Consider the following 14594-nt stretch of genomic DNA (forward strand, 5'->3'; position numbering starts at 1 on the left):
CCCATCAGGAGGCTTGCCCGGGGCGGAAGCTGGAGCGCCAGCCGCGGGCCCTCTCGGCAGTCTCGGCGGCCTCCGCCGCCAGGCGGTCGCGCTCGGCCTGGTCCGCGGCCGCGACCGTCTTGTCCTCGCACAGCTCGCACAGCTCGCACAGCGTCGGTTGCCACCGGTGGCCCGGCTCAGGGGACAGCTGGGTGTTCTCCCAGCTGTCGTTGTCGAACTTCATCCCGCAGCCGGCGCAGGCAGGGCGGGCGGCCTCGCGCTCGGCCCTCTTACGCCCGGCCGCCCGGCGCAGCTGCTCCTGGTACTCCTCCTGCTGTGCTCGCGCTCGCTCCGCTCGGCGGGCGAGGACAGCATCGCGGCGGGGGTTGTCGATCGCGTCGCGCAGAGGCTGCATGTGGGTGCGGCCGAAGCGGAGGAAGACCGGTCCGTTGGGGCCGGTCTCGCGCAGGTTGCGCAGGCCGGTCGCGGTGATCGGGATCTTCCTGTCGTAGCTGCTGAACCCGTCGGCCGGCTCGCCCGCCCACAGCGGCCGGGTCAAGTCCTGCAGCCACGGGACGGTGCGGTTGGGGTCGCGGGCACCGAGACGGTTGAAGACGATCAGCACCGGCGGGTGCGGGGCCTCCCCGCGCTCCGCAACTCAGTGGCCGGCTTCCCGGCCGCGGTGCGGTCCGGGTTCCTGCGGGCGGTGCGCCTGCCGGTCGTCCCGGCACACCGGGCGCACCGGGTCTTCGTCGTCCTGTTCGGTGTAGCGGGTCGCGCGGGTGCTGGAGTCGTCGGCCGCCTTGGTGAACGTGTCCGTGAGGTGGCGAGCGCAGCCGATCGGCCGTGAGATCGAGGGCTTCCACGTCCGTCCGGGACTCCCGGAGGGCTCGCAGCGCCTTCATGCCGATCGCCTCCCGGGGCCCGGCCTCCGGCTCCTGGTCGTCGTCGGGGTCGGCGGCCACGGGCGCGAGCAGCTGCTCGGGCATCGCCGCCTGCTGGTGCGCCACGACGTCGTACGCCCGGCCCCGCACGGCGGTGGCGGTGGTGCGCAGCTTCTCCCGCACCACCGCACCGGCGAGGACGGCCCGGTCGTACTGAAGCGGGACGCGGGGTATCTCCCACTCCCCCGCGTCCTGGCCTGGAGGCCGGAGCGCGGCCGGCTCGCCGGGATCGGCCGGCGGATGCCGGTCCGGTCCGGTCCGGGCGCGGAAGTGGGCGGGCGGCGCCGGGTCGGGAGGTCGGACAGGTCCCACCGGGCCGTGTAAAGGCGGTAGTCCGACAGCAGGCCGATCGTGGTCTTCGGCTCGCTGATGTCCAGGCAGTGCGTGGAGATGGCGGCAGCCACGATCCGGTCGTCCAGGCCCGGGGCACGGCGGCGGCCGCGCAGGACCAGGGCGAGGTGGCGTCTTGCTTCGGCGAGCAGGTGCCGGCGGTGGAAGCGCCCGCCCTCGTTCATCACGAACACTGTCGCGGTGACGTCGACGGCCGCCAGGGCGACGTCGACCACGGCGGCGACCCGGGCCCGGATCGCCGCGGCTGGGGCGCGGGCGTACTCGAGGAGGGAGTTGATGACGTCGACGGCCACCCCGGAGGTCAGGATCGCGCTGGCCTTCCACCACGCGCGCAGCTGCGCGAGCGGCCGGGCCGTCTGCTTCGGCGGGCGCGTCTTGCGGGCGGCCAAGTCGACACCGGTCACCATCACCCGGCGACCGAGGGCGCCGGCCTTGAACGCCTTCGCCTGGGACGCGCCCTTGGCGAGCAGGTCGGCCTCAAGCCGGTCCGCGTACGGGTGCCGTCCCCGCTCGCCGAAGAGATTCCGCAGCTGCGCCTCGGTGACCTCCTCACCCGGCCCGAGTCCAAGCACGGCCAAACCGCGGCCCATCCATCGCCCGACCGGAACACCAGCCTGCTCCTAGGCCTCGCGCAGCGGCGTTCGGACCGGGCGGCGGCCGTCACCGACGACGGTCTCGCGCAGGTAGTAGCGGTACATCTGACCGGCCCGGACGGCCCTGATATCCACTGTCATGGAGACCAGGCCACACGGCTCTGACCTGCAAGGAAAGGCCGATCAGCGGGACGTCCCGCCAGGCGGGAGCAGCGGCCGGACTTTCTTCTCAGTTGCCTGTCAGGCGGGAAGCGGCCCCGGGCCGGAAGCGAATGTCATCGCTCTCCGGCAGCCCTCACATCACGACCCGAACGACACCAACAAGCACCACTGAGCACTACCGAGCGCCAAGGAACGCGCACCGCCAACGAGCACCGCCTACAGCAGCCCCCGGCACCCTCAGGGGACTTCGTCGTACTGCCCGGAGGAGACCACCGTGCCCACCTCCGAGACCCTCCCCCGCTTCACCGCCGACCTCCAGCACGTCACCTCCGCCCAGCGCCAGCGCTTCCGCCGCGTCGTCCTGGACGCCTTCGTGCACCGGCCGCCAGTTCCGCCCCGGCTTACGGGAAGCGCGCGAGTTCGCGGATTCTGCGCTTCGAACACGCTGGAACCCGTCTGTGCTGTTCAGCGAAGACACATCCGGGCGTCAGGTTCATCCGTTGGCCGCTGCCAGGAACCGGAACTCATGAACGGCCACGTGCCGGAGATCTCGTCAGGAAGCCGCTCCACCGCGGTCGTGCCTCTCATGTCGGAGTAAGCCCCTGCGGCTGGAGTGATTCTTGGGGTCTAACCACCCGGACGTGCGGTTTGGGATCGCGATCATGCGTTCTTCGGCTGTGCCGTGCCCCCTCGCGCTGGCCGTACGCGCTGCGTCCAGGGGGTCTTCGACGTGCTGTCATGTGCCTGTCCGGCTGGGCATTTCAGTCGCCGATCCCGATTGTTGACGCCACTTCGTTGCATCTGAGTTCCGGAGGTTTGCGAATGTCTGTCACACCCGGGCCGTTACTTCGCCAACAGCCCGCTGTGTCTCGGCCAGTTCCCTCACCGCCGCCGAGTGGAGGTAACGATTCCCTCGGCAAGCTGTTGGCGGATGAGTTCGCCCGCCGTTGGCCCGAGAGCACAACCGGCTTGGATGCCGTGCACCGGTACGCGTTGCTGCCATCCGGGAAGCTGCTTCGGCCTCATCTCCTGGCGCGGTCGGCGCTGGCCGTGGGCGGGAGCCTGGAGGCAGTGCTACCGGCGGCGGTGGGCTTCGAGGTCACGCACACCGGGAGCCTGCTGCACGACGACATCATCGATCAGGATGCGGTCCGCCGCGGCCGGCCCGCCGTACATGCGGCCTTCGGTCCGGAACTGGCCATCGTCGCGGGTAACGCGCTGTTCTTCACCTGGTTCGCGGCCCTGGCCGAGTGCGCCGCGTACGGCATCCCCCACCGGCGGATCGTGGGGGCGATGGAGATCCAAGCGGCGGCGGGTCAGCAGATCTGCCATGGTGCCGCCCTCGAACTCTCCCTGGTCGGCGACCTGGAGGCGTCGCTGGAAACCTATTCGGAGATGGCCCGGGCCAAGACGGCCGCGCTGTTCGAAGCGTCATGCCAGGTGGGGGCCATCCTGGGCGGAGGCGAGGCGCCCCAGATCGCAGCGCTCGGTGTATTCGGTGACCAATTGGGCTGCGCGTTCCAGATCCGCGACGACCTGCTGCCCTATCGCGAGGCCGGGGCGGGCGGGGGGAAGCCGGCCGACAGTGATCTGCGCAACCGTCGCCCGACACTGCCTGTCCTGCTCGCCCACCGTGAGGCCACGCCCGCCCAGCGGGCAGTGCTGCGCGCCTGCATGATGCCGGGGCTCGATGAACGGGAGGCGTTCGGGCGGCTGGCCGGTGTGCTGCGGGCTACCGGGGCGCTGGATGCCGCCGAGCAGAGTGCCCGGCACCACGCCGAGCAGGCCCGCCAGGCCCTGGCCGAGATCCCGCCCAGCGCGGACCGCGACGCGCTACAGGCTCTGACGTCCACGGTGGACATTCCGCTTGCGTGGTCCGCATGAGCAGCCGCCTGCCCGCTCATGCGGGAGTCACGTGGGTGCGGCCGTGGGTGGCGACGGGAGTGCTGTGCATGGGGCTGTTCGTGATCGGGGTGGACATCACCGTCCTCAACGTCGCCGTCCCCTCGCTCGCCGCTCATCTGCGTCCGGCGCCCGGGATGCTGGAGTGGATCCTCGATGGCTACACCCTCACCCTGGCCTGCGGGGTGCTGGCGGCGGGCGCCTTCGCTGACCGCTACGGCCGCAGGCGTGCCTTCGCCGGCGGGCTGGTGCTCTTCTTGCTCGCCTCGCTCGCGGGGGCGGCTGCGACGAGCGCGCCCGTGGTGCTGGGGGCCCGGCTAGTGATGGGCGCGGGTGCCGCGTTGGTAATGCCGGCGACGCTGGCGACCATCAGCACGCTGTTCCTCCAGCCTCATCTGCGCCGCCGGGCCGTGGCCTGCTGGGTGCTCGTGGCCGGCCTTGGTGGGCTGGCGGGGCCGCTGCTGGGTGGGCAACTGATCCAGCATTACGGCTGGCGGGCGGGTTTCTGGATCAACGTTCCGGTCCTTGCCGCCACCCTGGCCGCCTGCCCGGGGGTACCCGAGACCCGGGAGGACCAGGCGCCGTGCGTGGATGTGCGCGGCGCCGCGCTGGCCGGGGCGGCCGTGCTGGGGCTGGTCTTCGCCGTCATCCACGGTGGGCACCATGGCTGGGGCGGTCCGGCCGCTCTCTCGCTCGCCGCGAGCGTCGCCTGTGGGACCGGTTTCACGGTGCATGCCCGGCGGACCCCGCATGCGCTGCTGCCCAGTGGACTGTGGTCGACCGGTGGGTTCGGTGCGTCGATGGTGGTGCTGGCCGGCACTGCGTTCTGTCTCTTCGGGGCCCTGCTGATGGCGACCTTCCACGCGCAGGCCCGGCTGGGGGATTCCCCGGCGTCGGCGGGAGCGCGCTTGTTACCGCTGGCGGCCGGCATGGTCCTGGGCGCCGTGACCGCGGCGGGGATGGGGCCCCGGTGGGATGAGCGGAGGGTGGCAGCGGGCGGGATGCTGCTTATCGCCGTCTCCTACCTGCCCATCGCCACCGCAGCCGACGTCGGCGCGGGCCGACTCGCCCTCTTCCTGGTGACCGCGGGGGCCGGGGCCGGCATGGCCGCACTGCCAGCGACGCTGACCATCCTGGCCTGCGTGCCGGCAGGCCAGGCGGGCATCGGCTCGGCCGTCAACGACGCCACCCGCGAAATCGGCGCCGCCCTCGGCATCGCCGTCACCGCAACACTCCTCACCGGCCCCTACACCACCGGCGGTATCGCCCAGCAGCACACCGCACTCCAGCAGACCGCCGCCGCCGGCGGCGCCGTCGCGCTCCTGACCGCGGCAGCAGCCGGCGCGGGGCGAACACGCCCTACCTCACCAGTCCGCCAGGCGATCAAGAAAGCAACCCTTGCTCGTGGAGGCGCAGGGGCACCACGGCACTGACCGGACCACAACCCGTAGTGCCCGAGCGGAACAAAGCGGTCCGGGCCCATCTGAGATGCATCTACCCGAGCGTGGAAGGACTGACCATGCATCCGCTGCCGTACCGGATCCCCCCGCTGTACTGGCCCGTACCCCTCAAGACCAATCCCCAGGAGGAGAAACTGCGCCGGCGGCTGGAGGAAGAACTGGATGCCGACGGTGTCCTGGACGTCCCCCGCTACCGGTCCCTCTACGAGGAACTGGACCTGCCCAGTGTCGTGTGCAACTCCCACCCCTACGGCGACTTCGAGGGCGTCGTCCTGTGCGCGGTGATCGAGGCGTGGGCGTTCTTGTGTGACGACCCTCGCCACCCCCAGTGGGTACCCCCCACCCTGCTTCCCGACCTCTCCTCGCTTACCGCGCAGAGCCTGCTGGACCGTGCCCACGACCCCGCCGTCTACGAGGCGATGATGGACCCGCTGGAACGATGCATGGCGACCTCGCTGCGGAAGATCGCCGCCTATGCCGCTCCGGACAAGGCGACCCTGTACGCGCAGCGGATCGTCGAGTGGATCCTGGCCGAGGCCGACCTGATCCTGGACCAGAGCGCCGGCACCGTTCGGACTCTCCACGACCTGCTTGCCAGCCGCACCACCAACGACGGCATGCTCGTCGTCGAGGCGTACTCGGCCTGCAGCTTCCCCGAACTGTCCCTGGCTCAGGTCACCGATCCGCAGGTCCGCTCCATCTGCCTCCTCGCGAACATCGCGATCGCCGCACACAACGAGCTGTACTCCGGCTACTTCGACCACGCCCACGACCTCGCCAGCAACTTCATCCACGCCTACATGCGCGAAGAAGGCATCGGCCTGCAAGAAGCAGCCGACCGGGTGACCGAGCTCGCCGACCGGGCCGCCGCCGAATGCATGCGCCAGTTCGCCGACCTGCGCACGACCGCGTCGCCCGCCCTGATCGAATACGTCGAGGTCAACCTCGCCTACGTCACCACCGCTCTGGAGTGGTACCCCGGCCGCATGGCCGGCCGCTACGCCGCACCAGACCTGGACCTGTCCACCGTCACCCTCCGCTACGCCGACAAGCCGGCGGCCCTCGGCCCACCCGGCATCCCCAGCATCGACTACCTCTGGACCCACCACGCCTGACCCATCCTCAAAAGGAGATCACCAGCGGTAGAGACCAGGAACCGGCCAGAGGACCGGCCTGGCGCATTCCCCCGCAGCAATGCGCTGTTCTGGAGGCGGCGGCCGCCGTCAAGGCGCAGAACCTCTCCCCCGGCTGTCGCGGGGGGAGAGGTGTCGATTTCCGGGAGAGGGCTTGCCCACCGGTGCTGACTTGGGCAGATGGGCGGCCAGCGGTTTCTGGGAAGGCTACTGCCGTCTCGAACCCCTCGCTCCCTCACGGACAGCAGGCTCGCCAGGCTCCGCGTCCTCCCAGAACTCCTCGCGCCGCCGCAACCAGCGCACACCCGCTCGGCACCGCCTTCGACATCATCAACGAGCACGAAGGACACGCGCCCGCCACGCCCGCCGCAGACGGAGGGAACAACCTTCACCGGACGGCCGTCGGCAGGCAGCGTTCCGGAGAAACACCGCGAGGTCCGCAAAGACACCCTCGCCAGCCTGATCATCAGCATGCACAGGCGCATCGTTCCAGACGCCCGAACCAGCACCCATCCACCTTGACCAAAGGGATAACGGCCTCGGAGGCGGCCCCGCTCGGAGAAGCCTGGCGCCTGGCTGCCTGCCCGCAGTCACCGCGGGAGCCGGGAGGTCTTCTCGGGGTGGGCGACGGTGACATAGTGCATGGCGGTCTTCTCCTTGATCCCGAAAAGCCTCATCAGCCTGAGGGGGTCGGCGGTTTCGGCTGCCTCATTGAGGATGCGGTCCTGCCGCAGGCCGGCCAGGGTCAGCCCTTGGGGCACGTCCGAGCGGAGCAGTATCTTGCCGACGGCGGTTCGGCGGTGGGGAGCGGCGCGGCCCCGGCCCACACGTGCGTGGGCCGGGGCCGTGGCGGGGGCTCACTCCTGCGTGTCCTCGTGCGCGTCGCCGCGGTCTGCCTTGCGGGCTTCCATGCGGGCATGGCGGATTTCGAGGGTGATGGTGAGGGCCGATCCGATGATGGTGAGGATGTCGGCGGCGGCGGTGATGATCTCGTTCATGGGGGCTGCCCTTCCGATCGGGAACCGCCGTGTCGCGGCTCGGGGCAGACCTTGGTGGGGAGTTGGGCTGTCCGGACCACTCGGGCAGGACATCGCAGGTAAGTTCCGGACACAGAGGTGGTTGTCCAGGACGAGGGGACAACCGGCACGGGGCAAGGGGGCGCTTTATGCCGGGCAGGGGTTCCGCAGGAGGAAGGCCGTGGGGGCCGATCCGGCCCGAGAACACGCAGGCGGGGAAGCTGGCGGAGTTCCTGCGGGCGCGCGTGGACGAGTCGGGCAAGACCCTGGCGGTGCTGGCCGGCGAGGTGAACTTCTCCAAGTCCCAGGTCAGCGCCTACCTGGCCGGGAAGATCCCGCCGCAGCCGTTCGTGACGGCGCTCATCAACGCGACCGTGCCGCCCCAGTTACGCGAGCGGCGGCAGGAAGAGGCGGCCGGGATGCTGCGGGACGCGGTGCATCCACCGCGCAACGCCGTGACGGTGCCCGCCGTCCGGCCCCCTGAGCCCCCTGAGCGGGTGGTGGATATCGCTGCCGTTCAGGCACGGCAGATTGAGACTTACGACCGGCTGACCCGCTCTCTGGAACAGCAGGGAGAACTGCGGCAAGCCGCCGACAACTCAGCAAAGCTGATCATGGTGCTGCTGGGCATGATCAACCAGCTCCAGGACCGTGTCACCGGCCTCACCGAGGAGCGCGACCGCCTCTCCCAGAGCAATGCAGGCGCAGCGCTGGGCTCTGCCCAGCGCAGGCTCGCCCGGGCCGTTGCCCAGAAAGAGAGGGCCACGCAGGAGCTGAAGCGAGCGCAAGAAAAGCAGCGCCAGGCCGAAAATCTCGCCGCCCAGCTCCAGATAAGAATCGAAGAGCTGACGGACGAGCTCGACCGGCTCCGTGGCAACGATCGTTCTCCCCACGACCGTCTGCCCGACGCCGGCCAAGTGCGGCAGTCCGCCCCCGAATCCGAGGACCTGGAGGGCGATGACATCGACCGTGTGCTGGCTCGTGTCGAAGCGGTCAACGACAGCGACGCCGACATCGTGGACCGCATCACCACCGAACTCGGCAAGGCGCCGGGGAGCGTCCCGGACAACCCGTCCACCAGCCCGGGCGTGCAGGACAAGGGCCAGCTCGCGCAGCCCGACGCCGATGCCCGCGGCACCGATGATGAGCGTGCCGCCAGTTCCGCCCGCTATTACGCCGAACGCACTGAGGTCTCAGTACGGGAGAACGGTCCAGCTCACCCCAAGACCCTCCGCACCCGCGTGTACCACGCCCGCTGGACCGGCCAGGCCGGAGACGCCATCGCCGCACGCGACCTCTTCACCGCGCTGGTCGCCGACCACGTCCATGTACTGGGACCCAAGCATTTCGAAACCCTCACCGCACGCGATGACCACGCCCGCTGGACCGGTAAAGCCGGGGACGCCGCCACCGCACGCGACCTCTACAAGACCCTGGTCGACGATCGAGCCCGCGTGCAGGGAGTCAACCACCCCGATACGCTCGCCGCGCGCGATGCCCATGCCCGCTGGACCGGACAGGCCGGGGCCGCCGCCACCGCACGCCGCCTTTACTACGGCCTGGTCGCCGACCTCACCAGCCTGGTGGGAGCCGACGACCTCGACACCCTCGCCACACGCGATGACCACGCCCGCTGGACCGGCGAAGCCGGGGACGCCGCCACCGCACGCGACCTCTACGACACCCTGGTCGCCGACCGTACCCGCCTCCAGGGAATCAGTAGCCTCCACACTCTCGCCGCCCGAACGGGCCACGCCCGCTGGACCGGCAAAGCCGGCGACGCCACCCTCGCACGCGACCTCTACGACACCCTGATCAACGATCGCACCCGCCTCCAGGGACCCGACGACCTCCACACCCTCGCCAGCCGACGCAGTCACGCGTACTGGACCGGCCAGGCCGGAGACGCCGCCACCGCACGCGACCTATACACCCTCCTGGTGTTCGACCACATACGCCTGCTGGGCCCGGACCATCCCCACACCCTCACCACCCGCCATCAACGGGCCAATTGGACAGGCTGGGCAGGGAACCCCGCTCGCGCACGCCACCTCTCCGGCACCCTCACGGCTGACCGGAGGCGCCTGCAGGGTCACGATCACCCCGACACCCTCACCAGCCGCCACAACCACGCCCACTGGACTGGTGAGGCCGGAGAAGCAGGTGCCGCACGCGCCCATTACACCGCCCTGATCGCCGACCGCACCCGCGTCCTAGGACCCGACCACCCCGACACCCTCACCACGCGCCGCGCTCTCTCCCACTGGACACAGAAGGCAGCCGAAGAAGAAGCCTCTCCGGGGTAGCCGACGGGTGCCGCAAACGGAAAGCGGCACCCGCGCTGGACGCCTTACTCAATGCACCCTCTCCGGCCGCTGTCCACAGGCGGATTCCTTCAGCCTCAGGGGGTCGCCGTGATGCCCACGGCGGCTGACAGTTGAGGAGACCTCCATGCCGTACCTGATCCCGGCCGGCACCCCGCGCGCTCCGGAGGAAGTCGACCGCGCTTTCGGCTACCTCCTCGCTCTGCAGATGGGCGGCGGGAACTACGCCTCCGGCCGCACGCCGGCCACTGCGGAGCTGGCCTTCCTGATGCTGCGGCTCGCCGAGAACATCGTCTTCCCCGTCAGGGGGGTCCTGGGTGACGGGGAGCCGCACGCGGACTCCTTCGCCCTGGACGAGGTGGGGTGCATCCTGCTGTCCGCCCTGCGGGACTGGACGCGCGACTCCCCCACTACGGCCGTGCTGGGCATCGCCCGCAGCATCACCGCTTCGTCGAGAACGTCATCCCCGACCCCGACGACCACGGAGACACCCGCGCCACCCTGGAGACCATGCGCGACGAACACCTGGAGTGGGCCCGCACAGTGCAGTCCATGACCGGGCGTCCGTAGCCGCACGCACGATGCGCACCCGGCCTCCACTCAATGGGCGCCACCCAGTGGGCCCTGACCACCGGTACACGTACACGCGCCTCCGGAGTGGATGGTTTTGTGGTTGTAGCGGCTCCCGATGCAGGGCTTCCGAGGTCGGGCGCCTGGTGCGTTCCTCCTTGCCACGGGGCGAGATGTATGACAGTCGCACCCTGGCCCCGTCACCGTAGACGGCGACCGTTCGCTGACCGCGGCTACGAAACGACAAGTACCGACGTATGTTTCGCACCCGCGGCGTCACGCCGAAGATCGTCCGCGAGGGCATGCTGACCTGCTCAGGCCTCGGCAAGACCAGATGGTCCTCGAGCGAACCTTCGTTGGGCTCCACCAATTCACAGGCTTCCGGGTCCGCTACGAGATCCGAGTCGACCTCCACCTCGGGCTGGTCCACCTCGCCTGCAGCATCATCTGCTTACGCCGACTCCGGACGTCGTTCTGAAACGATCGGTCATAGGGTGACGCGCGGGGGCTTGAGGCTGCTGAATGTCGCCCCGGCGATGAGGACGGCAACGCCCGCCAGGAAGGCGGGCATACTGGCCGCAAGGTGCAGGACGACGGCCCACGGCTGCGCTCCACGACCGCCGCTCTTCCATCCCCCCACGGCAAGAACCAGGGGGATGGCGGTCAGGACCGGTGATGTGATCCGGGCGCCGGCAAGGGGGACGAGGAGCAGCGCAAGTCCGAGGTAAAAGGCGGTGTTCCGGCCGATGGCCAGGGCCACGGGGGCGGCTCCCGCGAAATGACCGAGGACAGCCATGGCCAGGGTAAGGACTGCACTTCCGCCGGCAAGGAAGGTATCCCAGCGGTGGACTGCCCGCACGGCCACGGTTTCCGTGGCGTTCCGGGCACGGCCGGTGAAGGCGAGCCAGATCACGGCGGGGATGACGGTGATCAGCGCGGCGAGAAGGAAGTTCCCGGCACCGCCGACCATCGCGGGGATGGGAATGCGGCTCTGTCCGAACGCCAGGCCGACGCCGGCCGTCACAGTGGTGACGGCGGCGAGTATAGGAATGTTGCGGGATGCTGCCCACCAGTTCACCGGCCCGCTCCTTCAGGGTTCAGGGCCGGCTTCTTGTCGCATCCGGTGAGCGCGGCCCGGTTCGCTTCGTACCAGGCGTGCTGACGGGCGGAGGGCAGCGTGAGGATCTGCTGGGCCAGTTTCGCGTCGTCGGGGGAGACACGGCCCTGGGCCGGCGCCGGGGGTGCTTGGGTGGCGATGGCCGTCAGCCATGCGGTGAGCGGTCCCCTGGCGGGGAACGCAGGGTAAGTGTGGCTGGTTCGGGCGCAATCGGGTATGGCGGGCAGCAGGGTGTTGGCGAGGTTGGCGGTGTAGTCCGAGCTGCTGTTGCTGTCATACCAGCGGCGTGACTCGGTCGGGGGCCGTCCACCATGAGATGTAGGACTCGAACTGGCCCTCGGTGACGCCCGCGTTCGCCGGCGTGACGCCGCCGATCCCCAGGAGCGCAACACCGGCCATCAGACCGGCTGCCCTCTTTCGCCAAGCACTCATCGGATCTCCTTCCCTTCTCGTTGACCCTGGGTGAGGGAATGACGGAGGGAGGAAGCATTCGCACAAGCACCTCCCCCAAGGCGCCTTGACACATATCCGCAGAACACCTCATTCCGCGGCAGGTGCTCGAGTATGGCTCAATTGCACACCTGCCCCTTACGCCCCGTACAGCACGGGCCATATGCAAGAAGCACGGTGTGAACAGGCACGCTCATGGCAGCCGGCTGTCCTCCTGATTGGCACTGGACGGCAGCAGCTTGGTCACCTCGCGACAGCCATGATCACTAAGGCTGCCCTGCCTGAGCAGGTGGCTGTCAGGCCGCCCCCTCTGACGCCCATCCATCGCCACCGCCGCACCCATTCACACGGCCGTGCCACATGCAGGCGAGGGACACTTCCCCGAACTGGGCCCGGAAGCCGGTGACGGCACCGGCCCGGCGCGACGGCGTGCCGCCCCGATCGCGGGCTCGGTCCTCCCCGCCGGCGCCTGGTGTGGGTTCGGCGGTTACGCCTTGCCGAGGATCCGGTTGCCGGGAGCGTTGCGGTCGGTCGAGGTGAAGAATTCGATGGCTGCGGCAAGCCACTCCTCGACCGTCAATTCGCCATCGGCGTCGCGGTCGAGTTCCCGGAAGATCTCTTCGGCTTCGGTGGAGGGGACTCCCAGTGCCTGGTAGAGGGACTTGAACTCCTCGACGTCCACCATGCCGTCGTTGTCGCGGTCGGCGATGGCGAGGTCGGCCTCGATGGACGGGCGGACCATGGCGGTGACTTGCTGAGGGCTGGCGGATTCGGCCAGGCCCGCCACGAACGCCTCCTTGGAGATCCGCCCCGCGCCGTCGATATGCGCCAGTTCGGTGACAGACCGCCAGTAGTGCGCCTTGGACTCGCGTACGGCATGGCTCTTCGGCGAAGTCACGGGCTCCCCCAGGCCGCGGATGACGCGGCTGCCGAGCTCCGTGAAGTCCTCTTCTTCGATGTATCCGTCGCGGTCACCGTCCAGCAGGTCGAACCGGTGCTCGTACTTGCGGCGCAGCAGATCTTGGCTCATCACGAATTCCTTGATGCGGGGGATGCCGGGTGCTTCAGACATAGCCGGTAGGCATCGGGCACGCCCGCAGAACCGCTCGGGGTGGACCGGATGTCACCCTGCCGGGTCCGGATGCCCCTCCGCGACGGGCCGCAGTCGCGGATACGGCACCGCGCCCATCAGGCCGGCAGGGGCTCTGAACGGCCTGTATGCGGCACGGTGACGGCATGACCTGGACGGCAGCGGCGCTGCCCTGGACCCTGCCGCTCCGGCCGCGGGTCGGGGGAATTGCTATCCGGGCTTACCGTTGGTCCCGCCGGTGACTTCGGTGAGGGCCGCTCGGCTGTTCAACGCAGGTCCGCGGCTGGCCAGGGCTGCGGGGCTGTGGTGGTGATCAGGTGGTCGACGACGTCGGTGAGGCGGGCGCGGTGGCGGTGGGCCGCGCGTTGGGCTTCGGCGCGGCTTCCTTGGGCGCGTAGCCGGGACCAGAGCGTGTGGACGAGCTGGGTGTCGCCGTGGTGGTGGAGTGCGGGTTGCAGGTGGGCCAGGAGCTGGTCGATTTGCGTGGTGGCTGGCGTCAGGTGGCCGGTGAGGGGGTCGAGGCCGTGGCCGGTGATGCCGTCGCGGGCTGCTCGCCAGCTGGCGGCTCTTAGGAGTTCGGGGGCGGGTTGTGGTGCCGGTTCGCCCGCGTCGATGGCGGTCATGGCGGTCGCGGTCAGCGCTCTGACGATGCCGGCGAGCAGCGTGGTGTCCTCGGGGGTGGCGGCGGCGTCAGCTGCGCGGAATTCGAGGGTGGGCTGATGGTGGGAGGGGCGGATGTCCCAGTACAGGCCGCCGGGGTCCAGGATCGTGCCGCTGCTGAGGAGGTCCGCGATGAGGTCCTCGAAGTGTGAGGGGGATTCGAAGTACGGCGGGGGGCCGGCGACGGGCCAGCGTCCCCAGGTGGTGGTGCGCCAGCTGGCATAGCCGGTGTCCCGGCCCTGCCAGTACGGCGAGTTGGCCGACAGGGCGATCAGGATGTGGGTCCAGGGCCGCAGGTGATTGCTGATCTTCAGGGCGGTGGCGAGGTCGGGTACTCCGATGTGGATGTGGCAGGCGCAGGCGATCTGCTCGTCGTCCAGGGCCCGGAACATGGCGGCGCTGGCGGCGTAGCGGGGGCCGTCGGTCAGGGGTGGGGGGCCGGGTGGGGTGAGGACGGGGGTGCCGGTGGAGATGATGCGCAGGTTCTGGCGGGCAGCGGCCTGGGCGATGGAGCGGCGGGTGGTGCGGATCTGGGCGGCGAAGTCGGCGAGGCGGGTGTGGGGGTCGGTGCGTGTCTCGACCTGGTAGCGGGTGACCTCGGGGCCGACGCGGTCGCCGAGGTCACGGGCGGCTTCGGCCACGACCTTCTCGGCGTCGGGGCGCAGCTCGCGGGTGAGCGGGTCGACCAGGAGGAACTCTTCTTCGGCGCCGACGGTGAGCGGGGGGAAGGGGGTGAGCCGTGCGGCAGGGGGTGGGGTTCGGCCATGGCCGGGGGCTGGTGATTGTGTGACGGCCGGCGTGTGCCCTGTACTCGTCATGGTGGTCATGCTGGCACGGGCAGCG

At 70.0% G+C, this 14594-nt stretch carries 14 protein-coding genes; 5 read left to right on the plus strand and 9 right to left on the minus strand.

Annotated elements, in window-relative coordinates; all coding sequences use genetic code 11:
- Positions 1-4 precede the first annotated feature (4 nt).
- Positions 5-604, minus strand: coding sequence for a hypothetical protein (locus ACZ7IF_RS31025; protein ID WP_470978129.1), 600 nt, complete (start codon positions 602-604; stop codon positions 5-7).
- Between the two features lie 276 nt (positions 605-880).
- Positions 881-1852: a hypothetical protein gene (locus tag ACZ7IF_RS31030; protein WP_470978131.1), complete on the minus strand. Its 972-nt coding sequence runs from the start codon at positions 1850-1852 to the stop codon at positions 881-883.
- Between the two features lie 1155 nt (positions 1853-3007).
- On the opposite strand from ACZ7IF_RS31030, the gene ACZ7IF_RS31035 reads away from it, so the two are divergent.
- The 3 genes from ACZ7IF_RS31035 to ACZ7IF_RS31045 all read left to right on the plus strand — a co-directional run bounded on the left by ACZ7IF_RS31035 (position 3008) and on the right by ACZ7IF_RS31045 (position 6506).
- On the plus strand, positions 3008-3913 hold the full coding sequence (locus ACZ7IF_RS31035) for a polyprenyl synthetase family protein (protein ID WP_470978313.1): 906 nt from the start codon (positions 3008-3010) through the stop codon (positions 3911-3913).
- On the plus strand, positions 3910-5364 hold the full coding sequence (locus tag ACZ7IF_RS31040; protein WP_470978132.1) for an MFS transporter: 1455 nt from the start codon (positions 3910-3912) through the stop codon (positions 5362-5364). The genes ACZ7IF_RS31035 and ACZ7IF_RS31040 overlap by 4 nt, the downstream gene beginning before the upstream one ends.
- An 86-nt stretch (positions 5365-5450) precedes the next feature.
- A complete protein-coding gene (locus tag ACZ7IF_RS31045) occupies positions 5451-6506 on the plus strand; it encodes a terpene synthase family protein (protein WP_470978135.1) in 1056 nt (351 codons plus the stop codon).
- 608 nt (positions 6507-7114) lie between these two features.
- On the opposite strand, the gene ACZ7IF_RS31050 is transcribed toward ACZ7IF_RS31045, so the two are convergent.
- Together ACZ7IF_RS31050 and ACZ7IF_RS31055 are read right to left on the minus strand one after the other, a co-directional pair.
- Positions 7115-7285 (minus strand): hypothetical protein, encoded by a 171-nt coding sequence (locus ACZ7IF_RS31050; RefSeq protein ID WP_470978137.1) that lies wholly within the window; start codon positions 7283-7285, stop codon positions 7115-7117.
- A 96-nt stretch (positions 7286-7381) separates the two neighbouring features.
- Positions 7382-7522, minus strand: coding sequence for a hypothetical protein (locus ACZ7IF_RS31055; RefSeq protein WP_369780046.1), 141 nt, complete (start codon positions 7520-7522; stop codon positions 7382-7384).
- 167 nt (positions 7523-7689) lie between these two features.
- Between ACZ7IF_RS31055 and ACZ7IF_RS31060 the strand changes: the two genes are divergently transcribed.
- Positions 7690-9846 (plus strand): helix-turn-helix domain-containing protein, encoded by a 2157-nt coding sequence (locus ACZ7IF_RS31060; protein WP_470978138.1) that lies wholly within the window; start codon positions 7690-7692, stop codon positions 9844-9846.
- Positions 9847-9991: 145 nt separating this feature from the next.
- Entirely contained in the window at positions 9992-10420 is a 429-nt protein-coding gene (locus ACZ7IF_RS31065; protein ID WP_470978140.1) for a hypothetical protein, read from the plus strand.
- 501 nt (positions 10421-10921) lie between these two features.
- Here ACZ7IF_RS31065 and ACZ7IF_RS31070 read toward each other — a convergent pair.
- The 5 genes from ACZ7IF_RS31070 to ACZ7IF_RS31090 all read right to left on the minus strand — a co-directional run bounded on the left by ACZ7IF_RS31070 (position 10922) and on the right by ACZ7IF_RS31090 (position 14569).
- A complete protein-coding gene (locus ACZ7IF_RS31070; protein WP_470978143.1) occupies positions 10922-11512 on the minus strand; it encodes a hypothetical protein in 591 nt (196 codons plus the stop codon).
- Positions 11509-11781, minus strand: a complete 273-nt coding sequence (locus tag ACZ7IF_RS31075) for a DUF7224 domain-containing protein (RefSeq protein ID WP_470978316.1) — start codon at positions 11779-11781, stop codon at positions 11509-11511. The genes ACZ7IF_RS31070 and ACZ7IF_RS31075 overlap by 4 nt, the downstream gene beginning before the upstream one ends.
- 43 nt (positions 11782-11824) lie before the next feature.
- Entirely contained in the window at positions 11825-11983 is a 159-nt protein-coding gene (locus ACZ7IF_RS31080) for a hypothetical protein (RefSeq protein ID WP_470978328.1), read from the minus strand.
- Between the two features lie 505 nt (positions 11984-12488).
- Positions 12489-13031 carry an EF-hand domain-containing protein gene (locus ACZ7IF_RS31085; RefSeq protein WP_470978145.1) on the minus strand — a complete coding sequence of 181 codons (543 nt, stop codon included), beginning with the start codon at positions 13029-13031 and terminating at the stop codon, positions 12489-12491.
- Positions 13032-13357: 326 nt separating this feature from the next.
- Positions 13358-14569 carry a carboxylate-amine ligase gene (locus tag ACZ7IF_RS31090; RefSeq protein WP_470978147.1) on the minus strand — a complete coding sequence of 404 codons (1212 nt, stop codon included), beginning with the start codon at positions 14567-14569 and terminating at the stop codon, positions 13358-13360.
- Positions 14570-14594 lie beyond the last annotated feature (25 nt).

The organism is Streptomyces sp. NPDC037421, assembly GCF_055602105.1.

Coding starts and splice junctions, on each gene's coding strand:
- ACZ7IF_RS31080 (WP_470978328.1), bottom strand. CDS start 11,983: ATGAGTGCTTGGCGAAAGAGGGCAGCCGGTCTGATGGCCGGTGTTGCG.
- ACZ7IF_RS31045 (WP_470978135.1), top strand. CDS start 5,451: ATGCATCCGCTGCCGTACCGGATCCCCCCGCTGTACTGGCCCGTACCC.
- ACZ7IF_RS31055 (WP_369780046.1), bottom strand. CDS start 7,522: ATGAACGAGATCATCACCGCCGCCGCCGACATCCTCACCATCATCGGA.
- ACZ7IF_RS31060 (WP_470978138.1), top strand. CDS start 7,690: ATGCCGGGCAGGGGTTCCGCAGGAGGAAGGCCGTGGGGGCCGATCCGG.
- ACZ7IF_RS31085 (WP_470978145.1), bottom strand. CDS start 13,031: ATGAGCCAAGATCTGCTGCGCCGCAAGTACGAGCACCGGTTCGACCTG.
- ACZ7IF_RS31065 (WP_470978140.1), top strand. CDS start 9,992: ATGCCGTACCTGATCCCGGCCGGCACCCCGCGCGCTCCGGAGGAAGTC.
- ACZ7IF_RS31040 (WP_470978132.1), top strand. CDS start 3,910: ATGAGCAGCCGCCTGCCCGCTCATGCGGGAGTCACGTGGGTGCGGCCG.
- ACZ7IF_RS31090 (WP_470978147.1), bottom strand. CDS start 14,569: ATGACGAGTACAGGGCACACGCCGGCCGTCACACAATCACCAGCCCCC.